Genomic DNA, 25,946 nt, shown 5'->3' on the forward strand with positions numbered 1-25,946 from the left:
GTTTGACGTCAAGTCGTCGTTTCCCTGCTTGACGTCACGTTCCATTCCATTCGTCTCGAGCGGACAGCCATTCCAAGTGTCTCATAAAAGACGATCGCTTCCTGATTGGCGTCATCGACGCCGAGTTCGATTTTGTCACAGCCAATCGTTTCCGCGTGCGCGTAAGCGGCTTGCATCAATCGTCTCCCGACTCCTTGTTTTTGATGCGTATCCGCAACGACGAGACTGATGACGCGTAAGTAATGCTTATCGAAGACGAAGCCGCTTCCTTCGACGAAGTCTTCCTTTAGGACGATCACACCGGCAAGCCCATCTTGTTCCGCAACGAGTAATACATAATCCGGATTCTCGAGTTGCGACAGATATAAGTCTTCCGAAACCGGCATCTCGTGCGGACGGTAATGATCAGGTCGTAAGGCGACGTGTTGATCGTGGATTTGCTGGAACAATGGAATCAAGGCCTGAAAATCGTCAGGACGAGCAGTGCGGATATTCATCAGAAGTTCGCTCCCTTTTCGTTTTGTAGTATATTAACATATTATTCCAAGGTGTAGGGATACTTTTTATACAAAACGGCACTCCGTTTATCGGAATGCCGTCTCTCACTTAAATGGCTTTTGTAAAGTCTCGCGCTGTCTTCGTTAACGTCGATGCCGCACTCTGAACGTCATGGAAGCGATTGACCGTTTCCGCGACGACTGTGACACTTGCTTGTGCATCCGACGTTGCTTGCGTCATCGCACGGGCAATCCGCTGCAGTTCATCATTCATTCGCTGCGTCGTCTGTCGGACATCGACGACGGCTTGTTCGACGAGCTTTGAGAGATTTCGGACTTCAGTCGCGACGACATTGAATCCTTTGCCGTGTTCTCCGGCTCGCGCTGCCTCGATCGATGCATTGAGTGACAAGAGATTCGTCTGTGACGCAATTGTTTTGATCGTCTCCGTCACTTGAGCGATGTCCTGCGCCTGGCGTTGCAGCCGTTCAATCGTCTGATGGTTATCACGGGTCGTCTCGGCCATCTGTTCGATCGTTCGCCGTAACGCTTCGCTTTCCTGCTCGCCATGCGTCGACCGAGTATTTAAATCACTAGCAATCGTGTCAAACGAAGTCGCGAACTTTTGAATCGTCTGCTGACGATCAGTAATATCGGAAGCAATCTTCAAGACACCGGTCACTTCCGTTCCATCGTAAATCGGCATATAGGTTGCTTCTAGCCAAATCGATTGACCATGCGCATCGATGCGTTCAATTTTATCTGCCGTACTGAAGCCACTAAACAGCTTCTGCCAAAATGCTTGGTAACTGTCACTCATTGCAAACTCCGTCGTGCAGAAGAGATGATGCTGCATCCCGATCATCTCTTCTCGTTTATACTTCATCGTCTTTGCGAATAAACCATTGACGTCGACGACACGACGTTGCCGGTCGAATCGAATCATTGCGACATTATCTTGCAGGGAGGCTAAAATATCTTGGGATCCTAGGTTGGTTGAAATTTGGGTGGTCATGATTACAAACTCCTCTCGTCATCTACCTCCCGTTGCAGGCTATCCAAGATATTACAAATCGGAATAGTATGAATCAAAGATATATGACTAAAATTTTTTTATCTTCTTTACATATAGCCAGACAGCGATGGAATGAAACGTGATTTTTCTAAATATTCATATCCTACACCTCTTTTTTAAACTTGTCTTTTGTTCCCAACCTGATATACTCAAATCAAAACTTATTAAACTTTTTTAATAAGTAAACTAGTTTGGAGGTCTTTGTTTGACTGAACTCATTTCACGTACACGTCACGCTTTTTTAGTTGACCATCTCGATACGATCCCTGCGATTCGTCACGTTTTGGATGTCAGTTTTCCGACTGCGAGCAAACAGATCGATCAGATGATCGCTGCACAGGAAATTGAAGAGACACCACTTGAATTGGTTCGCGGAGGGCGTCCGGCAAAACGGTATCGCTATCGCGCGGATCACTTCCACGGACTCGCTCTTTATCTCGAACGCACGTATCTGCAGTATCGCATCCACGACGTCGGTGGACATCTGATCGCAACGGATCGCCTGAACTTCGATTCGACGGATCATGGATCTCATTTATTGAAAACGCTATCAACATTACTCGACGATCATCCAGATGTTCAAACGCTTGCAATTGGTGTCGCTGGTGCCGTTGATACAACCGGCACGATCCTATTCGCCCCAGATTATCCGACGCTAGACGGTCGCCCCTTGCAACAAGAACTGACGGAACGGTTCGGGCGACCCGTCGTCATCGAAAATGATATGAACGCTGCGGTCCGTGCCCAAGCTTCTGATAACGAGACGACTGTCTATGTGTATCTCGGAACGAACGGACCGGGAGCTGGCATCGCCGTTTCCGGTCATGTCATCCGCGGAGCGCATCACTTCGCTGGAGAGATCTCGTTCATCCCGTTTGACGACAAGCGAAATGTCGGACAAGTCCTCGCGACGACTACACCACACTCTGACGACTGGTATGAAGCGTTAAGTCGAATCATCCTCTCGTTTAGCGTCACCTTGAATCCGGATGCCATCTTATTTACGTCGTCCGATGTCTCAGATGACGGATTAGCTCGGCTGACGGAACGATGCGCCAAGCGCTTTCCGCTCGACAAATTACCTCAGTTGCGGCAAGGCGACTGGGAAACCGATTATTTAGATGGTTTGATGCAACTGAGCATCCAGTCATTCATTGAACAAATTCCGTTAGGAGGTCTCGCCCGATGACCCGTCTACTATTACCTTTGATTTATCTCGCTTTTATCAGTCTCGGTCTGCCGGATGCGTTACTCGGTACGGCGTGGCCCGTGATGCGGCTCGATCTCGACGCACCGCTCGACATGGCAGGTTGGCTCTTTATGACGATTGCTGCCGGAACGATCGTTTCGAGTCTGTTTAGCGGTCGTCTGATCGAACGTTATTCAACGGGTCCGATCACGGCAGTTTCTGCCGGTTTGACGGCACTGGCATTGATTGGTTTTTACGTTGCTCCGTCCTTGATTTGGCTCTTCGTCCTTGCGATCCCGCTTGGACTCGGTGCTGGAGTCGTCGACGCGGCGTTAAACCACTACGTTGCCACCCATTATCAAGCGCATCATATGAACTGGCTCCATTGCTTTTGGGGCATCGGTGCGACGGCTGGTCCGCTCATCATGGCTGGTGTATTGCTCGATTCCGGCTGGCGTTTAGGTTACCTCGTCGTCGGTGCATTGCAACTTGTCTTGATGATTATCTTGATCGTCAGTTTACCGCTCTGGAAACGGGCTCCGAAACAGGTGTCTGAACAGGTTCAGACTGTGAATACGTCGTCCGGAAAACCACGCGGATTGATCGCCGCTCTCGCAGCGTTTTGCTTTTATTGTGGGGTTGAAGCGGTCGTCGGGCTGTGGGGCAGTAGTTATCTTGTGCAAGTCCGGTCCTTTTCCGTAACATCAGCAGCGACGTGGATTTCCGTCTACTATGGAAGCATCACTGCGGGGCGCTTTATCAGTGGTTTTCTATCGCTACGCTGGTCGAATCGTCGTTTGATTCGTGTCGGTCAATGGACGGCATTCATCGGAGCAGCCTGTTTCATCCTCGCACCCACTGCCTGGATGCCGCTTGGTTTCGTACTTGTCGGGCTTGGTCTCGCACCGATTTACCCGGCAATGCTCCATGAGACACCGGTTCGCTTCGGGGAGGCTGCGGCGCAACGGCTGATGGGGGTGCAAATGGCATTCGCCTATACCGGTAGTACCTTCATGCCGCCATTATTCGGATGGCTGGCGACGTCCTATTCCTTATCGTTGTTCCATTGGTTTACGATCAGTCTCATCTTCTTGATGCTGGTCGCTACGGAAGGCTTGAACCGGATGTTATTCAGACAGCGATTGGCAAAAGCGTCTTGAAAAAAGGAGGAATGGAGATGAAGATTGAACATATCGCCCTCTTTGTGTCAGACCTGGAAGGGATGCGTCAATTCTACGAAACACATTTTGATGCTACGGCAGGCGAGCGGTATCATAATCCGACGAAAGGGTTCACGTCGTATTTCCTGACGTTCTCGAGTGGTGCGCGACTGGAGTTGATGCAACGGACGGATATCACGGAACGGACGATGAATGCGCTCGGGTATGCCCACCTCGCGTTTTCGCTCGGCAGCAAACAAGCGGTCGACGACTGGACGGCTCGGTTACGGGACGCCGGTATACAACACCTTGACGGTCCCCGGACGACGGGTGACGGGTATTATGAAAGTACGATCGCAGACCCGGAAGGTAATGTGATTGAGTTGACGGTCTAATGATGAAACGAAACAATCCCTCATTCTGATTAGAGTGAGGGATTGTTTGTTGGTCGATGACTGTTCAATTGTTTTCTGCTTGTTGGTATGTCCCGTGACGAGCAGTTGTCTGACACGTATTTCATTCAGGTTATCTTTAAGCGACGATTACAAAACTCTTTCGCTGTAAACATTTGTAATGATATGCTAAAAAAGAACCAAATTATGACTATACGTATTCATTTAAGAGGAGGCAGTTTATGCGAAAACACTTAGGATGGATCTCAATCGGTATTGTGGTTTTCACTTTCCTCACTGTTAAGCTCTTACCGTTCAATGGTTTTTGGGGTACGAACTATATGTTAGCTGGACTATTGCTTGCGCTAGTGTGCGCCATCATAAGTCTAAGAAATATGGGGAAAATCATTGCGTTAACATTACTCACTTCTCTATTGGTGCTTTTTATTTTTTCAGTAATCGGCTTCTTGGCACTAGCTTAAGTATTTCTAGAAGCGATTACATTCGATTAGCTGATATCATTACGATATTTCTTCTTGAACACGTCATACGTTGCTGAATCACCGAACAGTAGGAAACAACCGCGATCATCATAGATATTCATGACGATTTTTCGATCTACGTTCACGAAAAAGACTTCCGGATAGTATGTATATGTTTGACGAAATCTTGGTTGCAGCGGTGGGAAATCCTGATGGCAAATCGCTTTGATTAAACGCTTGTAATCTAATGCGTTTTTGTTCGGTAATAACACGGCATATTCGATCACTTGCTCTTCCTCATCCATCACTTTCTCTACAAACTTTATGTTGTATTTATCTGCTCTACGTCTTAACTGACGAAACACTTTCGTCGCTGACTGTTGATACTTACCGCGCTCACTTCTCACATGCACAATTAAATAAAGGGACTCCTCTTCTCGGAATACATCTTCAAACAGTTCGTTTGATTTTTTGTATACCTGTTTGAAGTATTCTTCATTGATTTCATCTAAATTATCCTTTAGCTGATAAAGATCCTTCACTAAATCTACGTGGAATACTAAATCCTTCTTGACAAAGGAACGATCAAATAAGTTCACCTTCCCAAAATGTTGTTGCAAGTATTGTTCTAAGTTCATTTTAAAACTCCTTTATTCTGATGAGGACAGATGTATTGTTTTAAATAACTGTTGCAGGACGGATCGATATAACAATTGTAGAAAGGAGGATGAAAAGATCATCATTGTTACATTATCGAATCATCCTGAACAATTAGAAGTAGTTGCCACAATGATTCATACCGAATTCGTTCAAAAGAAAAAAGGGACGACACCCTATGAACAAATAAAAGCCTTTTTAGACAAAAAATCAGATAAGTCGTATCCTGTGACGTTGATTGCCTTAAATGATGTCACGTGTATTGGAACCGTCTCCCTCTTTGAAAATGACTTGAACGAACGACCAGCCTATACGCCTTGGCTCGCTTCTTTATTCGTTGAAAAAGTCTATCGGAATCAAGGGATCGCGCAGCAACTGATCAATCAACTAATCGTCTACGCCAAATCACGATAGATCACAACAATCTATTTAAAAACAGAGAACGCTTCAGCATATTATAAAAAATTAGGATGGACTTTAGTTGAGGCGATTGAGACGACGAATTCACCCATGTATATTTTCGCTTATAATATTGATGACGCTTAATACGTTCTAGTGAGCGACAACAGCAACTATTAAAGCTTTACTCTTATGAGATAACAGAAAGGACGTTTTTATGAATCTCGAAATTAAAAGCTATCATGAAATTCCGCCTGAAAAAGAAGAGCATGATGTGAATCAAACTTATCCAGGATTCGTAGAGATGACCCATACGATCGACAACGATATTTTTAACTATGCTTTTGGTCGAGCTGGCGGCTATCCTGCTGGAAAAGTCGTCTTTTGTATAGAGGGCACGCCTCTCCCCTTTAACGCACACGTGAGCGAGCTATTCCAATTTTGGCATGCGTTAATAAAAAGTGTGACCACGAATGATTTGCATGACATCGAAAAGTTTGATTGGTCACTTCCATATGAAAATGAAGAAATTTCTAACCAGTTCATTATTCGATTTTTTTATCGAAAAAAACGAGTAGAATTTTATTATCAAAATCAACTCTTGGCTACTTTTTCACTAGATACCTATAAAAAAGCAGTCTTGCATGGGTTTTTAGATTTCATGTGGCATACGAATCTGGAGTTTGAGACGATCGTGTATGATTCGATTGGTGAGGAGATTAATTACGGAGCGATGCGAGAAGATACAGGAGACGATTTATACACATGTCGCTACATCTTCTTACAATTCATGAGAGAACTTTATCGTCAAAAAAATGATATACAGACGTTGATTGACTTCGATTTTAAGATTAGTCGCCCTTTCTCTAAATTACATTATGATTTAAACGACTAAGGACATACTGACTTAGACGAATTTACAGTCCTTTTTTAAATCGATTCTTCGTATTCGTATAGACGCCTGCAAAAATTATAAAAAACACGAGTAGAACGAAGCCTACTACGAATAAAAACGAATATCCAGATATCTCACTGAATGCGATCAATAATAGGCTAAAGCTAATCCCATACATGATCTTCCCCATGAATTTACACAGGGCGACTTCGTCATATGTTTCCTTTTTACTCTCTGACATCGTATTATATCCTGCAAGCAATGAGGCACCCTTTCCTCTTGATAAAACGATCGCAAACACTAGCATGGGGATTAAAATCACGACATACACGATGGAATCGTTCAAGATCGTTGCTCCTTTCTCCTGTTTTAATAGATATCATGTTATTTATCCATTTACGTTCTATAAGCAGTCTGCGTTTCATAAAATATCATAAGTACACTACCACAGTAATATGTTGATTTAGTAAATGACCGAAAGAACAATCGTATGTTGAAACTCTTAATCGTACCCATTATCTGTATCCCTTTATTGATTCTATCTGCGTGTAAGGAATAACACTCAAGTGATCAAGTAAGAGCAAAGACCGCAGTGATCAACCAAGATAGTGAGCTGAACATCGTTCTACTATATGATTCCTACCAAAAATACTTTAGCGCTAGAGAGCGATTCCTTTTGAGTCAGAACCGCATGTAAAGCTTTCATCCTTAGTTCTTCTGGTTAGCGTGTCCACTTTGTTCGATTATCAAATGTAGATAATACTCCCATGCGATATTTTTTCCTTCAACTATTCAAGGGCGTGACTGAAAACTCGAAGAGCGAGGCGATTGACTTAATCGAGTCTGTTCCATCCTCACCCATCGTGACGAAAATGATGTATTGTTTTTGACCTATCAAAATCTAGATGTAGCTATAGTAAAAGCTCCCCCAAAAAGTAGACAGTTGAAATATCAAAGCTGTCTACTTTTTTAGGAAGCTTACCATTCTTATTTCATCAAGACCATTTTTCTTCAGCATCCATCCAACAATTGTTTTTTAAATCAAGAGAATCATCACTATCGTGTATCGTAAAGTACGATGGAAGATTTAGTGACGCTCCACCAGCTTTTTCCAGCACAATCTGAACCATTGTGCAAAAACGCTTTGTTCTTGTGGAATTAACTTTTCTTCATTTTGCTCATGAAATTCAAAAAAAACCTCGAGTTGACTGTCGTTCATTTGATGATATTCGACTTCTTGTAATACATCTTCGCTCCCAGCAAAAACAGTTGAATCGTTTCCTTCGTAAAATACTTCATTTGCTTCTTTATCCATTGAGAACATGATGACCGAAAGTTCGAATCTAGTCGGTTCAATGAATGCTGTGAAGTCCAGTACTTCGATGTCCTTAGAGAACGGATAAGAAAAGATTTTCTGGAGTTGGTCCTCCACTAAACCTGACTGCTTTTCAAGATGGGTCTTAATTGAATCAATATAGTTTTCGACTGTAAACATGATAAGTACCTCCAAGCATGAATCTATCAATTTATGTTATTAATTCGTCAGCCTTGCTTAATGTTTTCATCGTGTTTCTCTTGAAGTCGTCTCTCTAGAACGAATACGTATATTACAGCAACCAATACTCCAATTATTCCCGGCAAAACAGCAACGATGGGATCCTTCAAAAATGCGAATGGAATTACATACGTAAACAACATCTTGATCCCATATGAAACCAACACGGACGTCATTAAAACTAAAGTTATAGTCCGCTTTTCGATATTCCCAAAAAATTGATGTCTTTGTTTCTCTACGTTATGTATACCGAGCCAAGATAACATCCTCAAATCTCCTTTATTCATAGCTAATAGTTGACAATCATCACTCTACCATACGACCTTCTATTTGTATTAAAAAGTAAGTTTACTTTAATGATTTTCATCAAAAATGCTTATCAATATAAAAAAACTAACCTAATCAAAATTTACGATACGTATAAGAGGATGATTCATAGTTATCATTAAGTAAGTGAGATCGGATGACAGACGTTTAGAAGAGAGACGTACACCTTTAATTGTTTGAATAACATCCCATTTTTTGTATACTGATAATGGAATTTATACAAATAAAACGAAGTATTCTCTTGAGAGCAAAACTTGGCTGGATTTCTATCGGATTAATGTTTCTTACTTTCTTGGTACTTTTTACATTCCCGATTAATGGATTTTGGGGCGACGTCATCCTCATTGGTGGTCTGGTCCTTGCTTTATTAGCTGCTATCTTTAGTAATCGAGGTATAGGCAAAATGTTAGCTTTTATTTTAATGATAGTTCTTTTAATTTTATTTGTACTATCTGTCTTGAATTTTTTAGGGATTTTCGCATAAAATCGGATCGTTCGAATTGGATAACGAATGTCTAAGCTCTTACAAAGATGTGACTGTCTAAAAAGAACGCTCCCTCAGAGTATATGTAAGAGAGAAAACATTCTTATATCCAATAGATCGTCACGCTGTCACTTCAGCATAACTTTACCTGAGAGTATGCTCTTCACATTCTCTATTATATCTTCGGTTGCTTTTGGCGTTTTGACCTTCTAGATTGAAAGTATTTACTTTTTCGCTTCAAACGTCAGTGTTTTTTATGCACCTTCTCCTCTTTACTCAAGAATCAATTTAAACTTTCCTTCATGAATGACATCTGAAACTGGTGTTAATGAAAACTCTTGCAGTGTCTGCTCAGATTTTTTTTGTCGGAAATCTGACATTAACTCCGTTCCTAAACTGTAAACAGTCAATCGAGGGACATCCTTCGCTTCACTTCCAGTGCTAAGTTCTTCGTAGCTTAAGGAGTTGTTCTTAACCTGTTCGAGTATCTTCTTTTTATCGTTGAAAGCCATCTTTTCTGTTTCTATAGGGGGCGCTTTAGGATAAAGTTCCTTCGCAAACACCTCCGCTTTACCTTCGAATATGAGATAGTCGATGGAACTTGGTTGTCTGATTTCAGGATGTTCGTTCACTACGGAATGATTATACTCATGCGCAACAACGTACTCCAGTATCTCATGCGTATACTCTTCACCTAACATAATCACCATACTACCATCGCTCATCGTAAAACCAATCAGCCCGCTCGTCGCCTTTGCGGCGTATCGATGCTCTTCCGATAAGGGTAGCATCAGGATAATCTTATCTTTACCAGGAAGGTGGTCAGCTGATTTTCGGAGTGCCTCATGAACAGCTTTCATATTTTCTTTCTCTTCATGCATCAAACGTTTCGTCAATCTTTTTAAATCGTTCAAATAGGAAGTGGCGGAAAACACGTCATTGAACCCCTTGAAATCAAGAAAGATATCCTGCTCTTTCTGAATGCGATCCAGTTCCCGACGGACGGTTTTATCGAAGATTCGATGTAGGTCCTCGTCCGTGACGTTTGTGTCCTTCATCTTTTTCTGAACTTTTGTGATGTAGTCGATATAGGCTGGATACAACGTGATGATTTTTGCATGCTGGTCTTTTGCTAGTTCAACTTCTCGAATAGTGGACTTGGGTTTCTCAGTCGACTGCGTCGGTTGGAATGTACATCCTGATACACAACAAATGAGTATTGATAAAAAGAACGCTAGACGTATTCTCAAAATTATTTACCACCTTATTGTTGAAATGATTGTATCGAATAATGCTTATAAAATAATTATATAGATTTATTTTCCATCTATCCATAAAAAAGTAAGTTCTAGTTTATTCATAGACCATTTTTAAGAACCTATAACGTTATCTACGTATACATTTGTTTTTCTAAAATTCTCATCGTTTGGAGTGATTAGCATGTCAATTGGGTGGAGTGGTACGATTCAAAATTATTTACAGACCGATCAACGTCAACGGAATTCGTCCTATCGAACATCGGAATTGCCGCGCCTGGTCCACTCGATACGAAGAATGGACTTCTGTTATCTCCACCAAATTTACCAGGATGAGATGAAGTCGACTTGGTTACCCCACTTTCCTCCGCATTCGACTTACCCGTCTTTCTCGAGAACGATGCTAATGCTGCGGCTCTTGGTGAAGCGTTATACGGTGTGGGACGTCACTCATCATCTGTCTACTATGTAACCGTCAGTTCAGGAATCGGCGGAGGTTATGTCTATAAGAAACAACTGATCCGTGGAGCAAATGGATACGCTGGTGAGATTGGCAATACGATTATCGACTCCTCGGGTCCACTGCATCCTGTGTTGAACAAAGGTTCTCTCGAAGGATATGCCAGTGGTACAGCACTACAATCACGCGCTTCAAATCGCCATGTCTCATCCATCGAGCGATTACTCGCCCATCCGCAAGAGCGGGATTGTTTTACTAATCATTTAACAACTGGACTTGCAAACATCATTCACACGATTGATCCGGAAATTATCATCTTTGGAGGAGGTGTTACGGGATCTGCTGATTTATACTGGGAAGCGTTACAGGAACGTGTTCGCGAACTCGTATATCCGTCCCTTCGTTCAAAGGTCGATATCCGTCTTGCCGAATTGAAAGGACAGGCAGGCGTCATCGGAGCTGCTGCTCTAGATGAAGTAGAGTAAGCAACACATCACTTACCTTATTTAATCAAAACAAAAGGGTGATCCATTCCGTTATTGAAATGGATCACCCTCTTTGTATACATCCTATCTATTCGAATATAGCTATTTTTTAAAGCAGCGAATTGCTAAAAATGACTTCAGCTCGTTCTCAATCCGTTTTGGGTTCAAGGAAGAACAGAAAAATGTTAAATATCAAAAAAAGACCAAGCAGTACCCACAAGACAGAATAAAATGCTGTATTCGGGACGAACAAATAATCTATCAATAACACGATTAAAAAGAGAATATATCCAACAAAATATACTTTTTTCTTACGCGAATCCATCGTCTCATCTCCTTTATACATATGAGTGTTCTGTCGATTACTTCGTATTTTTTATAATCACTACAGTTAAAACAAGGGATGGGATGAAACAAATCAGTAGATCCGAGAGTGAGATCGAGAGTGAAGTAGGATGAATCAGCATCTCTATCCCTTTAAAAATGGCACCGAGCACAACAAGTAAAGATAGGAGTACCGGAACGGAAGTACGCATCCATCTAGGAATACTCAGCCACATACGTAAGATCTTTTGTGTTTTATCATCCAAGTCATTCACCTCTTTTACAATTTTACATAAATTAGTATATCATACGGATGATTTTTGTGAAAAAATATCGAAGTCACGTGTCGATTGAATCTTCTTTTTTACGTACAAAAGCAGTAAAAAAGACACTTACACATTATGTAAGCTTCTTTTTTTACTGCTTTATAGGATACAGATCAACGTCTATTCCACTGCTACTTTGAACTAATTAATCACACCTTCTGCACTACAATAAAACTCCAGAGGAATGTTGTGTGTGGAAGAAATACCATGTTGAATGAATTCTCCACCGACTGTTACATCGTATGTTCTTCCGCCATCCATCAAAGTAGCGGTATATCCAAGCTGTCTCCATGTCCCCTTACTCGATGAAGCGGTTGACGTCATAGACGTGATAGTTTTAAAGACTTGCCTTTCTGCCTCCTCACGAAGTGCGGTATCAAATGTACCAGTGATCGAAATGGCAAATGTTGTCCCCTTCGCATGAATCGTTTTTGATTTAGATGTGGATTCTTTCTTTGAGAAATCGAACGTCGATGCGAACTTTACTTTGACTCGATCTTCCGCTATCTTTCGAAAACGGTTCGGCGTCACCCAATCCTTTTCCTTAAAGGATTTTTGATCGACGAGTTCTAAATCTGTATCTGGATGAGCGAATTAATAGTACGAAGAATAACCGCATACTGCTGATAATATTGGTTTTTTTGTTGTGGAGTCAGTGCCTTTTGTTTTCCCTCTGCAAATGCCTCGTACATAAAGGAGCTGGTTAAGGTAACACTCAATGCTGTTAAGAACGTCATCGTTTTACGCTTCATTTTTTCCACTCACTTTTTTTAGATTATGTAATATATTCTCAAATTATCACGTTATTTGTTCTTTTCCTATACTTTCACCGTCTGTTTTTCTATTCTTACTCACACTTCAATTTTATATTTATTTTCGAATTGAAATTTATGAATTCAGCGTGATGTGACTTAGACCATTATTTATTCACAGATTCTGTGATGAGGAAGTTAAAGTCATTTGCTCCTTTTGCCAATCATTCCTTTATATTGATGTACGAAATGAACCGCAGTACCTTTCTCTTCTGGTCATTAAAAAAACGACCTCTTTTGAGATCGTCTTCCTTTAGAAAAGATGCACGCTTTCCATCATAGTGTATCGTGGACGCGCATCCGTTCTAGTTCTTTTTCTTGCTTCTTTTTAAAAGATTTCCGCCCATTCGACCATTCAACTGAAAGTACAATCCAACCGAATCCTAAAATTAATACATAAGCTAGAAAACTATTGTACCCACCATTGAGGTATCGCCACGTCATGACGATTGTCAATAAAATTGGCATAATGACGCCAAGATACGGATTATTTCGACTCGATAATAGTTGCTGTAATCCTAATCCAACGGTGATGAATAAAGCAGAAATGATAAAGTTCATTCGTTGTTACCCCTCTCAAGTCGATATTTTTCGATGATTTTTTTGGCATCTTCAATCGTGATCCGATCCTCGATGGCCATTTGTTTAATGTATGCGATGAACGGTTCATTCTCGATTTTCTCATTCACTTCGATTTTCTGAATGATCCGATCGACGCGAATCCGGACTGTGGGGTAGGAGACATCATAATGTTTCGCCAGTTCTTTTAAGGAACCCGAGCTTATGATAAATTTTTTAACGAATTCTATCTCTTCCAATTCTAGAGATAAAACCCAATCTGGAACATCATCTTTTTTCATTTACCATTTCCCTCCCATGTCACCATAATAGCACCCAATTAAATAAAGTTAAAGTATTTTTGATATTAATTAAACATTTAACCAATAAATAATTAAAATATATTCATTATTTCGCTTGTCATAGTGATTCGGGTCATGGTAGTTTAGGATTGTCAAATCGGAAAAATAAGGAAAAGGAGTGTTTTACTTGAAAAGAACAACGGAATACATATTTGCTGTCATCGATATCGTCTTGTTTGGATCATTATGTTTAGGTGGGTTTCTATTGTCTGGATCGATTGCGGATCACGCTGGCATGAAGGAGTTGGTCGATCAATTCATCCAGGATGAGAACATTACGGATGTCACGTCTACCCAAATCCTCACATCCTTCCAACAATTCTTCTTGTACCTTGGTGCCGTCTCTCTCTTATGTACGATTGGCGGAATCGTCTCAGTCGTCCGGATTCGCAAAAACGGTTCAGCTGGAAAGATGTTGATCATCACTGCAATTCTTGGTGGGATCTTCACATTACTCGCCGGTGTCTTTGGTTCAATCGCTTACTTGATCGCCGGTATCACTAACGTCACGAAGAACAAAAAGGTAGCACGGCAATACTAAACTCAAACAGAAAGGTGTGTCGAAATGTTCGCGATTACACTTCGAGAATTTAAATCGCTTTTCCAAAGTATTCGAGCCATCCTGATCATCGTCGTCTTGTTCGGTGTGTCGATTGGTTCCGCTAAGCTCGTCAGCCAGTTCAAAGGACAACTCAGTGATCTCGGTCTAGGTGACAACGCCTATATCATCGGTTTGATGCTGCTTTTGTTCTTAGCTGCTCCTTTATTCGTGACGAGTATTTCTCATAGTAGCGTCAACAAGGAGATCGAATCAAAGACGATTCGTTTTCTCGCGACGAAAACATCTCGTAAGAATATCATTTTCGGGAAGTTTTTAGGCAACGTCTCGTTTTGGATCCTCTGTCTGACAGTTGCCCTCTTGTTGATCGTCCCGTTTTCAAAATCGTTTCCGATCGTCGATTTGATCCAGAGCATCATCTTCGTCTCTTACTTCATCGGTCTGTCGCTGTTTCTTTCAACAGTCGTCAATAACTCTGCAATGACGATGTTCGTCGGCATCTTCATCTCGATCGCGCTTCCGGTCATCGGGATGTGGAGTCTTATTTCGAAGAATGTCATCGTTGATACGTTGTCTTACTTGACGCCCTATTATTACTATACGCAAGAAAACACTGCATACACGTATCTTGTCTTGATCCATATCGCCGTCTTCGTCATCGCGAGCTTGATGATCTTTAAAAGGAGAGATTTATGATGCTAGCCCTTCGCGCAACCAATCTAACGAAACAGTACGGCAATAAGACCGTCGTCAACCAGTTGAATCTCGAAATCAAACAAGGGGTCATCTTCGGCTTCCTTGGTCAAAATGGCGCCGGTAAATCAACATTCATCAACATGATCACAGGTCTTGTACGTCCGACATCCGGAACGTTCGAGTTACTCGGAGCGCCGAACGATTCTTTGAAGGACGTCCGGACCCGAATCGGCGTCCTGCCGGATTACTCGACCTTTTACGAAAACTTCACGGCGCTCGATCACTTGAAGTATTTCAGTAAAGTCCTCGGTCTGAAGACGACGACGGACGAATTAAAACAACTCCTCCGTGATGTACAACTCGAAGACGCCATCGATGTGAAAACGAAAAACTACTCGTTCGGGATGAAAAAAAAGCTCGGGATCGCCCAAGCCCTGATTAATCGACCGGAAATCCTATTTTTAGATGAACCGACGTCTGGCGTTGATGCCAACTCGATTCTCGGGATTCATACATTGATCCGCAAGATTGCAGCAGACGGAACGACGATTTTCTTAACGTCTCATAACTTAGACGAGGTCGAAAAACTGTGTACGGAGATTGCGATCATGCAGGACGGAACGATTCAGACGCAAGGCACGATGGAGGAGTTACGGGAACAACATGAGAAGAACATCACCGTTCACGTAAAACATGCGTTGCTCGACAATGATACACGACAACATCTGCAGACCAAGTTGTCGACACTTGCGAAAGACGTCAACGTCTCCTCTACTCACTCGACGTTCATCGTCCAAAGTGAACACGATATTGCTAATATCAATAGCTACCTCGTCTCGCAACACGTTAACGTGTATCGACTCGAAGTCGAGGAAGCGTCGTTGGAAGAGATCTTCTTGAATTTAGGTTCAGAAATTCGCTCGGCATAAAGTGAATAACTTGCCTCATGATGAATCAAACAAAAACTTCTATACAACATCCCCCCCATTCCACTTATGAAATGAGGGGGATTATTTTTATTTTCTGCTATCTGTTCATGAAGCCCGCTCTCTTCGTAAGAGATACAGGAAGTACGGTACACCGATGATCGCTGTGATCAATCCGGCTGGTATTTCAAGCGGCGGATGAATCCCGCGACCGAGCGCATCAGCGACGACGAGTAACCCTCCACCGAGCAACAGCGCCATCGGTAAGACAGCGAGGTGTTTATGTCCGACGAGACGACGTGCCATATGTGGGGCAATCAGACCGATGAAACCGATTGCACCGACTGTTGCGACGGCAACACCGGCTAGGACGACAGCGAGCGCCAAGAAGACGTGCCGTGTCCGCTGAATTGGTAACCCGAGACCAATGCTGACTTCCTCACTAAGTGATAAGACATCGAGTTGACGATGGCGATAGAAGAGGATCGCACCAATCACGACGAGCACCGGCGCTAAGATCAACACTTCCTGCCACCCTTTCCCGAACAGACTTCCAGCAAGCCAGACGAGTGAATCGTTCGTCTGGAGTGGAAATTTAATCAATAGATATTCTGTTCCTGAAGCACAGATCGCACTAACGGCGATACCAAGTAACGCAAACGAACTGCGGGAGACGTTTCCTCCCCGCTCAAGCATCATCAATGCCAGCATGACGATTGCTGCCCCGATAAAGGCGGCGATCGGTGTCAACAAGAGCGGACCATCCGGCACGAGGGCAATCGTCAAGACAGCGAACAGCGACGCTCCGTTCGTCACCCCGATCACGTCCGGTGAGATCAATGGATTACGGATGACACTTTGTAAGATGACTCCAGCAAGAGCGAAACTCGCACCTGCTAAAAAGGCAAGGACCGTTCGCGGCAGCCGGTAATTTTGGACGATGAAGGCATCCTTTCCACCGAAGAACGACTGCCAGAGTTCCGTTAACGACAACTGAATCGAACCGACCGACAGTAAGGCGAAACTTGTGACAAGAACGATTACTGCGACAAGTAGAATCCGACGCATCTCTCTCATCGTAATCCCCCTTTCATCTGGCGGCGTGCCAAGATAAGGAAGAAGGGTGCCCCGAGCAATGACGTCACGATGCCGACTGGTGATTCATACGGATAGGCGATGAAGCGCGCCAGGACATCGGCGTACGTCAACAACAGACCACCGATGACGGCAGAGACGGGTAAGACGATCCGGTAGTCCTCACCAACAAGGCGACGCGTGATATGCGGCACCATCAGACCGATGAAGCCGATCGCTCCGGCAACGGCAACCGTTACCCCTGCGAGTAACACGACACTGATGCCGGCAAGAAGACGGATCCGCGTCACTTTTTGTCCGAGTCCGACCGCGACGTCTTGCCCGAGTTGGAAAACGGCGAGCGACTTCGCAAGACTTGCCGCAAGAATCAAACCGGCGAGCGACCACGGTAAGACGATCCGGAGCTCGAGCCAGCTTGCATCACTGAGCGAACCGGACAACCAGTACAAGACGTTCGTGATCCGGTCGTTGAACAAGATCAAGCCTTTCGTTAGCGACGTCAACAAGAGATGAATCGCCATCCCGACGAGGGCGAGTTTTAACGCCGTCATTCCGCGAATCGAAGCGAATGAAAAGACGAGCACACCACCGAGCAAGGCACCAGCAAAAGCGAAGTAAAGCAAGTTCGCCGTTCCGAGTGACGGAAAGATGAGCAGGCTTAAGACGACGAGAAACGACGCACCGGCATTGACCCCAAAGACTTGTGGTGAAGCGAGCGGGTTCCGCGTCACAGCTTGCATGATCGCTCCAGCGACGGCAAGGTTTGCTCCGAGCAACAATCCGAGTAAGAGACGCGGCAAGCGCAGATTCGTCAGCACGAGTCCCGCTTTAGAGGTCGTGCCACTGATCCACTCCTGCACTAAGTGGACCGGATTCATCTGTGTGATACCAAAGAACAAGCTACTATAAACGGCCAAGCAACTGAGTAAGATAAGTACGAAAATCAGACGTTTCCGCTGCACCGGATCTTTCCCCTTTCATCAAGACGAAAAGCCAGATTGCTCCGGCTTTTTGTCGTTCGTTATTTCTGTTTGAGCAATTGAATTGCTTCGTCAACGATTTGTTCAGCAGCGTCCAGACCACGGTAACGTGTCCAGAGGTCACGATTGACTTCATAGACTTCTCCGTTTTTGACTGCTGTGATCTGATTCCAGAGCGGATTATCCTTCCACTCCTTCAATAACTTCGGATCGGCTTCCGCCATGAAGATGACGTCCGGATCCCACTTGACCATCTGCTCTAACGTGATCGTCACGGTCGGTTCCGCTGTTTTCGTAACGGCATTCTCGATACCGATCTTCTCGAGCAATTCACCGTCAAACGACGTCTCACCGTGTGCCGTCAATGAATCGGCGCGGAAGACACCGACCATGACTTTCCGGTCGTCGTTTGGATCAACCTTCTTCTTCGCCGCCTGCAAGCGCTCTTCATGCAGGGCAAGGCGATCGTCCATCTGTTTCGTTTTGCCGACCGCTTCCGCAATCGTCTTGAACGAATCGATGTTCTCTTCATACGTCGCATTGCGACTCTTCAAGATGATCGTCGGTGCGATTTCTTGTAATTGTTTATAAATTCCTTTATGACGGTTGAAGTCGCCGATGATCAAATCCGGTTGCAAGGAACTGATCACTTCAAGATTCGGTTGTTGGCGTGTACCGACTTCCGTGAACTCGATGTCTTTTCCGAGTAATCCAGAGACATCGGTCTTGTTTTCTTGTGCAATCCCGACCGGTGTGATGCCGAGTTCGTCTAACGCATCAACGAACGAGAATTCGAGCGCAACGACCTTCTTCGGCTTTTCCGGTACTTTCGTTTTTCCTGCTTCGTGCGTAATCGTCCGCGTCTTTTCGCTCGATTGCTCTGCTTGACCTGAACAAGCTGCAAGCATCAAACTGCTCAACACGAGGAGCGTCAACGCTATCATCCAAGTTTTCCGTCTCATGGTGAGACCTCCTTTAATTCGTGATTCGACATTGAGAATCATTCTTAATTAATCCTGTCTCAGCATATCAAAGATTTCCATCGAACAAAAGGGAAATCCTTATTTTCAGATAATATAGACTGAAAGCCACATTATCTGAAGGAATATGGGATAATCAGGTAGTGAACAAAGGAGGAATCAGAGATGGATTGGATGAAAGACTTAGGACAGCGGATTGAGTTTCCGCTCGATGCAATCACGTTTGATCAACTACCTGACTTACTCGAAGCCTTCGCCTACCAGTTACCGTTCGAGAATACGACCGTCCTTGAGAAGCGCATCCGTCCGTTTAGCGACGAGCGCTTCATCGAGACATTTCTGACAGAGCGACGCGGTGGTGTCTGTTATGACTTAAACGGACTGCTACATCGAGTCCTGCAAGAACTGAACTGTCCTGTTCGACTCGTTCAAGCGACTGTTTACGATACGAAGTCAGATGCCTGGTCAGCGACCGGACCGACCCATGTCGCGATCATTTGGAATGAAACACACCTGCTTGATACCGGCTTCGGCGTTAATTTACCGCTCGTTCCTGTTCCGTTGAGTGGGGAGACCGTTCATTCCGCTAGCGGCAGTTACCGGATCATCAATAATGACACACTTGAGATGAAGCGAACTGGACAAGCAGAGTTTGTGACTGGCTACCGGTTCGACCGCGAGACATCCATTACAACAGATGACTTATCGAAGATGGAACAGATCATCCAGCAGAGCGACGCTTCGCCGTTCAATAAAGGTCGCCTCGTCGCGATGCGGACGCCAACCGGACAAAAGACGTTGACTGAGCGGACGTTACGGATTGAAGAAACGACGACGACCGAGTTACCGGTCGCAGGTCCCGCCCAATTCGAGATGCTGTACAACACACACTTTTTAGGACGGGAGTCGTAAACCATGGATCGTTATACGCTTTGTTTAATCCGCCACGCAGACCACTTTTTACTCGTCAATCGACAAAAACGTCCAGCGATGGGCATGTGGAACGGCGTCGGCGGTAAAATCGAATCAGGCGAGACACCGGAAGCTGCTGTCGTCCGCGAGACGTTCGAAGAGACGGGTATCATGCTCAATAAAGTGACATCAAAAGGCATCGTCCGCTTACATGGGAAAGAGACCTCTGGCATGTACCTCTACCTGGCTGATTTAGAAGTTCGTCCGTTTCCGACACCGGTCATGACAGTTGAAGGAATCCTCGATTGGAAATCACTCGACTGGATTTTAGGCGACGATAACATGGGTGTCATCAGCAACCTCCGGCACTACCTACCGATTGCTCTGTCGACCGAGCACCCTTTACTGCATGACTTCCATTATGATGGCCATACAATCACGGCATACGAGACACATGAATTGATTGAGACATAATACAACATCCCCGCTCGTCCTTTCGGACAGGCGGGGATGTTTCGTTAGAATAGATGTAAGCCCGTCACGATGACAGCGACGATGACGATGCCCGGTAACAAGTTCGCGACACGAATCTTCGTGATTCCGGCGAGATTGAGACCGATCGCTGCAATCATCACTCCACCGGTCGCCGTCATCTCCAAGATGAATTCTTGCAGCGCGGCGTCGGGAATGAACTTCGTGATCGCAACGGCACTCAGTGCAATCGCCCCTTGATAGAGGAAGACAGGAATCGCCGAGAACATGACGCCGATTCCGAGCGTTGAACTGAGGACAAGCGCCGTGAAGCCGTCAATCAATCCCTTCGTATAGAGGACGTCGTGATCCTGACGCAGTCCACCGTCGAGCGCACCGAGGACACCCATCGCTCCAATGACGAAAATCAACGTCGCGGTGACGAAGCCTTCGGCGATATTCGATGGACGACCGCGACTGATCTTACGTTCGAGCCACGCCCCCATCCGGTCGAGCTTCTCATCAAGGCGGAACCATTCTCCGATCGCACCTCCGAGAACGAGACTACCGATGACGATCAAAAAGTTCGTGCTTTTCATCCCCATCTGGATCCCGAGCACGACGACGGCTAGACCAATCGCTTGCAAGACCGTCTCCTTCATCCGTTCCGGAATCCGGTGGAACATCAATCCGAGCAACGTCCCGATGATGATCAGGACGGTATTGACGAGTGTACCTGTTAAAACCATCTGACAGCCTACTTTCTCAATTGATTTTTCGTTTCGCAGGACGGACGACCGTCCGCTCCGCCTGATTCAGGCTATGCAACGTCATCCCGAGCATGACGAGGATGATCCCGAATGTCGCGAGTCCCGTCGGTAGTGCCGCATGGAGAAACAAAACCTCCCCGAGAACGGTGAAGACGATCTCAAACGACTGGGTCGCCTCGATCGCGGCTAACCGGACCGGTTCCGTCCGGACGAGTGACGTCGCGTAGAAGAAGAGCGATGTCGCGATGACGCCTGAGAATAAGGCGACGAAGCCGGACTGGGTCACTTGACTGACACTTGGTAATCCGACTTGTATGTAAGCAATTACGGAGAGCACGATCCAAAACGGTAGACTCGCGATCGTCATCCCAAGGATCCGTTCAAACACGTCGAGCTCATCCCCATACCGTTCCATCATCTTCCGGTTCCCGAGCGGATAGGCAATCGCAGCGACGAGCACCGGCAAGGCACCGAACAGTAAGGATTGTAGCGATAGACTTCCTGCGATGGATAACTGCATGACGACGACGCCAAGGACGATCAAGACGGAATACTTGAGAGCCGACCACGGAATCCGTTGCTTGAACAAGGGCGCAAGCAACGGTCCGGCTAGGATCGTCAATTGCCACGTTCCGGCAATCAGCCAGCCCGGCGCATGATCGGCAGCAAGACAGATGCTACCGTAAAACAGTCCGAAACCGATCGTTCCGTACAGTAACCAAAAACCGAAGTCGGCTCGCAGTGCCTGTAAGACGCGACCAATTCCCCGACGCATCAAGACGATGACGATAAAGAACGGCAACATCAAGAAGAAGCGAAGCGACGCACTGTAGATCCAGTGCCCCCCTGCTCCTTGCATCGATTGATTCAAGATGAAGGTGACGGCAAAGAACATCGCCGCTAGGATGCCATACATGATCGGTCGCATCAGCGCTCCTCCTTTAGGGTCGAGACGAGTAGACGTCCGAGTCCGTTCCAGTTGTGTTCCGTCGCTTGGACGAGCTGTTCGATATCCCGTTGTTGGCACGCGATCAAAATCGCCGCATGATCGGCAATCGATTGGCGTCCGAGTCGATCGAACTGGGCGTATTCAAGCCGGCGGATCAGCGGTGTTAATCGGCGAATCGTTTCTCGTAGCTGAGCGTTCTGACTGCGCAACACAAAGACATCGTGAAAGGCATCGTCTAACGTCAGTGCTGTCTCCGTCTCCTGTTGATCGATTGCCGTCGTGAACTGTTGATGAATCGTCTGAAGCTCCGTTAAGTCGTCTTCCTTCAAGAGTGGTCCCGCTAGACGCGCTGCTAGTCCGTGCAGCGTCGCGATGATCGGATAGGTTTGCTGTGCCTGTTCAGCGTCAAGCTCTGTCACGATCGTCCGTGAGCCCCGTTTCGCAAAAATCAATCCCTCCTCTTCGAGTCGTTTCAAGGCTTCTCGGACCGGTGTTCGGCTGACTCCGAACATTTCCGCGAGCGCTTGATCGTTCACCTTCTCACCTGGGGCGAGGCGTAAGGTGATGATGTGATGTTGCAGGCGTCGATACACTTCCTCACTAAGAGGAAGCCGTGCAATGGATAAGTCATCAATTGTAGGTTTCATACAAGTAATATATTACATATTAAACATCGATACTACCTTTATTTAAAACTAAAAATTCCTCAACAATAGTTAGCTGAGGAATTAAACAAATTAAAAATTTTACACTCTTAAATCGATTTAAATGACTGGTTTTTAATTTAAGTAATAAACGTCTAATATAGATGATGATTAATAAACTTATTCGACAAGTACATTTGTTATCCAAAATGGCCATCAAGTCTTTGGAAAGTTACCAAAATTCTTTATCGAAGAAATATGACTATTGGTAAAAATTAAAGGTGAAGAAGATTTCAGATATCAATGTATTAGCTAAGATAGAAATAAGACAAGTAGTTGCTTTTAATATTTCCACGTCTTCTATATATTAAATTCTTTTTAACGAATTAATTTATATCTTTTATTGCTAATAATTCTGCAATTATTTTCCCTTTTATTTCGTCTTTATAAAATATAGTGTACCTAACTTGCCTATCAAAAGAGGAAATAAATAATTTATTTTTAAGAAGTGTTAACTCTGAAGATATATTTTTTTTAGCTTTAGGAGTAATAAGATGAAGAATTTTATAAATTTCTTTTTTATTTTGTTCCCATACATAATGGTTACTATTTGTATCAATCCATTTCAAGAAATACTGTGTAAAGACTTTTTCCAGTTCCTGACTACTTAATAATTTCATAACTTCAAAAATTTTGATTAGAACAAAAAGGTTACTTAAATCTAACTTTTTTATTTCAAAAATCAAAATATTTATATCGATATTCTGTAAATCTTCAACAAAGCAAATAGGATATTCATTTATTTTATTATTCTTAACAAATAAGAAATTAATAATAAAATGAGTTCTCCGTTCAATTGGCACTTTAGAAAAAACTAAATTTATTCTCTCAATTTCTTTAGATAAATCATCTCTCTTTGCTGGAACATTTTCAGAATAGTATTTTCGAACAAGACTTCGCCACTCCAACATTAAGTGAAAAAATACACTATTTGATTTTACTTCATCATCAATCAATAGAAGCTGGATTAAATCTTCATATTTGAACATTTGTCTTCCACGAGTGAAAAAACAAAGAAATAAAATATTTTGTTTGTCATGAACTATAATATTGTAAAAATCTTTTGGTTCAACTAAATAAATAAAATTTAAGATATTCAAAAATGCACTATTTTTAATTTCAAATGTGTAAACATATGAGCTAAATGATTCAACATACTCATACTTATTTTTATAATCATCATAGTTTGATTCTGCTATTTCATACCTTAAATCTGCTGACTTTGAAACCAAAAAAATTTTTAGCCCATTTATTAGATTTTTATAACATTTTTTACTTTTGATATCTGCAATAATATTATCAGACTGTTTATAATCATTTAAAATGAATATCGCAAGAAAAAACACTAAGCAGTAATGAGGTAATTTTTTTCTAGGAAAAGTCTCTAATGATTCTTCTAAATCACTTATTAATTCTTCCAAAGTTCTTGTACCAAGTATTTTATTTAATTCAGGCTCTAACCCATACCATCTTAATTTTTCTTGATCATTAAATAATTGTGAGATTTGTTTAATCTTTTCTAACAATTCATTACCTCCGATAAATACTTTTAAAAAAATATGTTATTTTTATTTTTTTATTTATATGCTTATTAGTATAAAACCGCAGCGCTAGCACCATCGTTCTAAATAACGAGCATCACTAAACTATTAGACTAATATAATTTTAAAAATCATTATTTATTTATTTTTTATCTTTACTTCTGTAACATGTCTCGAACGTTTTTTTTAAATTAAATGGTAATAAAAACAAAAATTTATTTTATACATATTTGTAAATGTTATGCTTCATTGAATATTTTCATTTAATATTAATTTATCCTTTCTTAAAATATTGTTTTTTAAAGATTCAAACACATATTTACCGTTTAATTCCTCTAATTCTATAATGGCAGAATAATTTTCACCAAATGAATTAAAAGAAGTACCAAGCATAAAAGATCTTAGTTTATAATCATTTTTTAAAAAAATAAATCGATCATGAAAATGTTCATTTGTACCGATAAAATCAAAATCTAATAGAGCACCTTTTCTTTTTAAGTTACTAACAGTTGTATTGATTGCAGCTTTAAAATCATTAAATTTTTGTTGTGTGTCATCATGCTTTGCTTCAAATACTATTTTTTTCTTTAAATTAAGATTACTTCCAAGTATTTTAATAATATCGTTAATTCGATTTTTGCCTCCACTCTCATACGAGAGGAAATACGGATCAAATATCCATAATTCAACATAATCTCGCTCTTTAGCAATTTCGCTAAATATATCTAAACCTTTTTCATATTCTCCTTTTAATAAAAAATTAAATGTCATTTTAGAATTAAGGTGGTTTTTAAGTCGTTTCTCTTGAATTTGATATGTAATTAATTCATTAGAATCATTTGTTGTTTCACCTATATCAATTGGTTGAGATGAATACTCTTCAAAAGAAACTGTTCTTTTGGATTGATGTAAATTGTCTATTACTCTGTTGGTAGTAAATTGCATATCTATACTGACAGATTGTATAAATGATGAATTGTAAGTTGCAAATACAAGTTCTTCTTGTTTAAACAATTCAATATCTACAGCTTTCCATTCTAGAGACGATTCAACATAAAAAGTAGAATCAACAATTTTTACTATTTTTGTATCTACAACTATATCAAAATTTTTAAACTTAATAACTCCTATTAATTCTTCATATCCATTTTCCAATAATTTGATTTTTAATTTACGATTGTTTTGATCATCCATTCGTATTTTCAGTTGAAGTTTTGTTGGTTTAAAAATTATTATGTTATTCATTAAATACGGTACTTTGTAAAGGTCAAGTCCCGTCCATTTTTTAATAAAATTCGTAATTTCTTTAAAAAAATTTAGATTTTCAATAACTTCATTTTTTATCAAAGGTTTTTCATAAATTATAAATTCTTCAAACTGACAACAAAATGAATTATAAGGATTTTTATCGTCATTCAATTGTAGAAATCCAGTAAAAACGTTATCAAAAGTAATTAATTCATCTTTAAGATTATCTATCCATGATTCATGAAACTCTATCTTTGTTCCTTCTAGGCTTTCTGTTTGAATTAATTCGCGATTTTTAGGGTAATCTGTAAATCCATCGTGATAAATGCATAAAAATTCTTTTCCATCTAAATAAATCTGTTGTTTGATCAATTGAACTAACTCCTTAATAGATTATTTTAATTCTTAACTATTATACTA

At 42.5% G+C, this 25,946-nt stretch carries 29 protein-coding genes; 13 read left to right on the forward strand and 16 right to left on the reverse strand.

Annotated features, from left to right (window positions below; all coding sequences use genetic code 11):
• Positions 1–8: 8 nt before the first annotated feature.
• Both KNQ14_RS06925 and KNQ14_RS06930 read right to left on the reverse strand, forming a co-directional pair.
• Complete coding sequence (locus tag KNQ14_RS06925; protein ID WP_214860250.1) at positions 9–497, reverse strand: GNAT family N-acetyltransferase; 489 nt, start codon at positions 495–497, stop codon at positions 9–11.
• Between the two features lie 109 nt (positions 498–606).
• Positions 607–1,512 (reverse strand): methyl-accepting chemotaxis protein, encoded by a 906-nt coding sequence (locus KNQ14_RS06930; RefSeq protein WP_214860252.1) that lies wholly within the window; start codon positions 1,510–1,512, stop codon positions 607–609.
• Between the two features lie 265 nt (positions 1,513–1,777).
• Here KNQ14_RS06930 and KNQ14_RS06935 point away from each other — a divergent pair, with 265 nt between their 5' ends.
• The 4 genes from KNQ14_RS06935 to KNQ14_RS06950 all read left to right on the forward strand — a co-directional run bounded on the left by KNQ14_RS06935 (position 1,778) and on the right by KNQ14_RS06950 (position 4,795).
• Positions 1,778–2,761 (forward strand): ROK family protein, encoded by a 984-nt coding sequence (locus tag KNQ14_RS06935; protein WP_214860254.1) that lies wholly within the window; start codon positions 1,778–1,780, stop codon positions 2,759–2,761.
• Positions 2,758–3,921, forward strand: coding sequence for an MFS transporter (locus KNQ14_RS06940; protein ID WP_214860256.1), 1,164 nt, complete (start codon positions 2,758–2,760; stop codon positions 3,919–3,921). Before KNQ14_RS06935 ends, KNQ14_RS06940 begins: the two co-directional genes overlap by 4 nt.
• Before the next feature lie 17 nt (positions 3,922–3,938).
• Positions 3,939–4,316, forward strand: coding sequence for a VOC family protein (locus KNQ14_RS06945; protein ID WP_214860257.1), 378 nt, complete (start codon positions 3,939–3,941; stop codon positions 4,314–4,316).
• A 239-nt stretch (positions 4,317–4,555) separates the two neighbouring features.
• The gene (locus KNQ14_RS06950; RefSeq protein ID WP_214860258.1) at positions 4,556–4,795 is read left to right on the forward strand and encodes a hypothetical protein; all 240 of its coding nucleotides are present in this window, start codon (positions 4,556–4,558) and stop codon (positions 4,793–4,795) included.
• Positions 4,796–4,821: 26 nt separating this feature from the next.
• Here KNQ14_RS06950 and KNQ14_RS06955 read toward each other — a convergent pair whose 3' ends face one another.
• Positions 4,822–5,433, reverse strand: coding sequence for a DUF3885 domain-containing protein (locus KNQ14_RS06955; protein WP_055967974.1), 612 nt, complete (start codon positions 5,431–5,433; stop codon positions 4,822–4,824).
• Positions 5,434–5,584: 151 nt separating this feature from the next.
• Between KNQ14_RS06955 and KNQ14_RS06960 the strand changes: the two genes are divergently transcribed.
• Both KNQ14_RS06960 and KNQ14_RS06965 read left to right on the forward strand, forming a co-directional pair.
• Positions 5,585–5,866 carry a GNAT family N-acetyltransferase gene (locus KNQ14_RS06960; protein ID WP_214860259.1) on the forward strand — a complete coding sequence of 94 codons (282 nt, stop codon included), beginning with the start codon at positions 5,585–5,587 and terminating at the stop codon, positions 5,864–5,866.
• A 202-nt stretch (positions 5,867–6,068) separates the two neighbouring features.
• Positions 6,069–6,746: a hypothetical protein gene (locus KNQ14_RS06965; RefSeq protein ID WP_214860260.1), complete on the forward strand. Its 678-nt coding sequence runs from the start codon at positions 6,069–6,071 to the stop codon at positions 6,744–6,746.
• Between the two features lie 22 nt (positions 6,747–6,768).
• Here the strand turns inward: KNQ14_RS06965 and KNQ14_RS06970 are convergent, their stop codons facing one another.
• The 3 genes from KNQ14_RS06970 to KNQ14_RS06980 form a co-directional block, all read right to left on the reverse strand.
• On the reverse strand, positions 6,769–7,053 hold the full coding sequence (locus KNQ14_RS06970) for a DUF3784 domain-containing protein (RefSeq protein WP_051353626.1): 285 nt from the start codon (positions 7,051–7,053) through the stop codon (positions 6,769–6,771).
• A gap of 780 nt (positions 7,054–7,833) precedes the next feature.
• Positions 7,834–8,241, reverse strand: coding sequence for a hypothetical protein (locus tag KNQ14_RS06975; protein ID WP_214860261.1), 408 nt, complete (start codon positions 8,239–8,241; stop codon positions 7,834–7,836).
• A 1,143-nt stretch (positions 8,242–9,384) separates the two neighbouring features.
• Positions 9,385–10,215 (reverse strand): DUF2268 domain-containing putative Zn-dependent protease, encoded by an 831-nt coding sequence (locus tag KNQ14_RS06980; protein WP_214860263.1) that lies wholly within the window; start codon positions 10,213–10,215, stop codon positions 9,385–9,387.
• A gap of 348 nt (positions 10,216–10,563) precedes the next feature.
• Between KNQ14_RS06980 and KNQ14_RS06985 the strand changes: the two genes are divergently transcribed.
• Both KNQ14_RS06985 and KNQ14_RS06990 read left to right on the forward strand, forming a co-directional pair.
• Positions 10,564–10,704 (forward strand): hypothetical protein, encoded by a 141-nt coding sequence (locus tag KNQ14_RS06985; RefSeq protein WP_203229911.1) that lies wholly within the window; start codon positions 10,564–10,566, stop codon positions 10,702–10,704.
• A 12-nt stretch (positions 10,705–10,716) separates the two neighbouring features.
• Positions 10,717–11,313 carry an ROK family protein gene (locus tag KNQ14_RS06990; RefSeq protein ID WP_214860265.1) on the forward strand — a complete coding sequence of 199 codons (597 nt, stop codon included), beginning with the start codon at positions 10,717–10,719 and terminating at the stop codon, positions 11,311–11,313.
• Positions 11,314–13,051: 1,738 nt separating this feature from the next.
• Here the strand turns inward: KNQ14_RS06990 and KNQ14_RS06995 are convergent.
• The gene (locus KNQ14_RS06995; RefSeq protein ID WP_055967960.1) at positions 13,052–13,336 is read right to left on the reverse strand and encodes a hypothetical protein; all 285 of its coding nucleotides are present in this window, start codon (positions 13,334–13,336) and stop codon (positions 13,052–13,054) included.
• Positions 13,333–13,635 (reverse strand): DUF2089 family protein, encoded by a 303-nt coding sequence (locus tag KNQ14_RS07000; RefSeq protein WP_214860266.1) that lies wholly within the window; start codon positions 13,633–13,635, stop codon positions 13,333–13,335. Before KNQ14_RS07000 ends, KNQ14_RS06995 begins: the two co-directional genes overlap by 4 nt.
• 187 nt (positions 13,636–13,822) lie before the next feature.
• Here KNQ14_RS07000 and KNQ14_RS07005 point away from each other — a divergent pair, with 187 nt between their 5' ends.
• Genes KNQ14_RS07005 through KNQ14_RS07015 form a run of 3 tightly spaced genes read left to right on the forward strand, consistent with a single transcriptional unit; the run spans position 13,823 to position 15,879 of the window.
• Positions 13,823–14,236, forward strand: a complete 414-nt coding sequence (locus tag KNQ14_RS07005) for a DUF4064 domain-containing protein (protein ID WP_214860267.1) — start codon at positions 13,823–13,825, stop codon at positions 14,234–14,236.
• Between the two features lie 24 nt (positions 14,237–14,260).
• Positions 14,261–14,950: an ABC transporter permease gene (locus KNQ14_RS07010; protein WP_214860269.1), complete on the forward strand. Its 690-nt coding sequence runs from the start codon at positions 14,261–14,263 to the stop codon at positions 14,948–14,950.
• On the forward strand, positions 14,947–15,879 hold the full coding sequence (locus KNQ14_RS07015) for an ABC transporter ATP-binding protein (protein ID WP_326937798.1): 933 nt from the start codon (positions 14,947–14,949) through the stop codon (positions 15,877–15,879). Before KNQ14_RS07010 ends, KNQ14_RS07015 begins: the two co-directional genes overlap by 4 nt.
• 105 nt (positions 15,880–15,984) lie before the next feature.
• On the opposite strand, the gene KNQ14_RS07020 is transcribed toward KNQ14_RS07015, so the two are convergent.
• The 3 genes from KNQ14_RS07020 to KNQ14_RS07030 are packed head-to-tail and all read right to left on the reverse strand — an operon-like array spanning position 15,985 to position 18,913.
• A complete protein-coding gene (locus tag KNQ14_RS07020) occupies positions 15,985–16,944 on the reverse strand; it encodes a FecCD family ABC transporter permease (protein WP_214860430.1) in 960 nt (319 codons plus the stop codon).
• A 5-nt stretch (positions 16,945–16,949) separates the two neighbouring features.
• The gene (locus KNQ14_RS07025; protein ID WP_064300928.1) at positions 16,950–17,933 is read right to left on the reverse strand and encodes a FecCD family ABC transporter permease; all 984 of its coding nucleotides are present in this window, start codon (positions 17,931–17,933) and stop codon (positions 16,950–16,952) included.
• Positions 17,934–17,992: 59 nt separating this feature from the next.
• Entirely contained in the window at positions 17,993–18,913 is a 921-nt protein-coding gene (locus KNQ14_RS07030; protein WP_214860271.1) for an ABC transporter substrate-binding protein, read from the reverse strand.
• A 183-nt stretch (positions 18,914–19,096) separates the two neighbouring features.
• On the opposite strand from KNQ14_RS07030, the gene KNQ14_RS07035 reads away from it, so the two are divergent.
• Together KNQ14_RS07035 and KNQ14_RS07040 are read left to right on the forward strand one after the other, a co-directional pair.
• Positions 19,097–19,843: an arylamine N-acetyltransferase family protein gene (locus tag KNQ14_RS07035; RefSeq protein WP_214860273.1), complete on the forward strand. Its 747-nt coding sequence runs from the start codon at positions 19,097–19,099 to the stop codon at positions 19,841–19,843.
• Between the two features lie 3 nt (positions 19,844–19,846).
• Entirely contained in the window at positions 19,847–20,317 is a 471-nt protein-coding gene (locus KNQ14_RS07040) for an NUDIX hydrolase (RefSeq protein WP_214860280.1), read from the forward strand.
• A gap of 44 nt (positions 20,318–20,361) precedes the next feature.
• Here the strand turns inward: KNQ14_RS07040 and KNQ14_RS07045 are convergent, their stop codons facing one another.
• The 5 genes from KNQ14_RS07045 to KNQ14_RS07065 all read right to left on the reverse strand — a co-directional run bounded on the left by KNQ14_RS07045 (position 20,362) and on the right by KNQ14_RS07065 (position 25,898).
• Positions 20,362–21,063, reverse strand: a complete 702-nt coding sequence (locus KNQ14_RS07045) for a DUF554 domain-containing protein (protein ID WP_047395308.1) — start codon at positions 21,061–21,063, stop codon at positions 20,362–20,364.
• A 16-nt stretch (positions 21,064–21,079) separates the two neighbouring features.
• A complete protein-coding gene (locus tag KNQ14_RS07050; protein WP_214860282.1) occupies positions 21,080–22,012 on the reverse strand; it encodes a DMT family transporter in 933 nt (310 codons plus the stop codon).
• Entirely contained in the window at positions 22,012–22,680 is a 669-nt protein-coding gene (locus KNQ14_RS07055) for a GntR family transcriptional regulator (RefSeq protein WP_214860284.1), read from the reverse strand. The genes KNQ14_RS07050 and KNQ14_RS07055 overlap by 1 nt, the downstream gene beginning before the upstream one ends.
• A gap of 383 nt (positions 22,681–23,063) precedes the next feature.
• Complete coding sequence (locus tag KNQ14_RS07060; RefSeq protein WP_214860286.1) at positions 23,064–24,263, reverse strand: hypothetical protein; 1,200 nt, start codon at positions 24,261–24,263, stop codon at positions 23,064–23,066.
• Positions 24,264–24,524: 261 nt separating this feature from the next.
• The gene (locus KNQ14_RS07065; protein WP_214860289.1) at positions 24,525–25,898 is read right to left on the reverse strand and encodes a hypothetical protein; all 1,374 of its coding nucleotides are present in this window, start codon (positions 25,896–25,898) and stop codon (positions 24,525–24,527) included.
• Positions 25,899–25,946 lie beyond the last annotated feature (48 nt).

This window comes from Exiguobacterium sp. s161 (assembly GCF_018619045.1).
GTDB classification, from domain to species: domain Bacteria; phylum Bacillota; class Bacilli; order Exiguobacteriales; family Exiguobacteriaceae; genus Exiguobacterium_A; species Exiguobacterium_A indicum.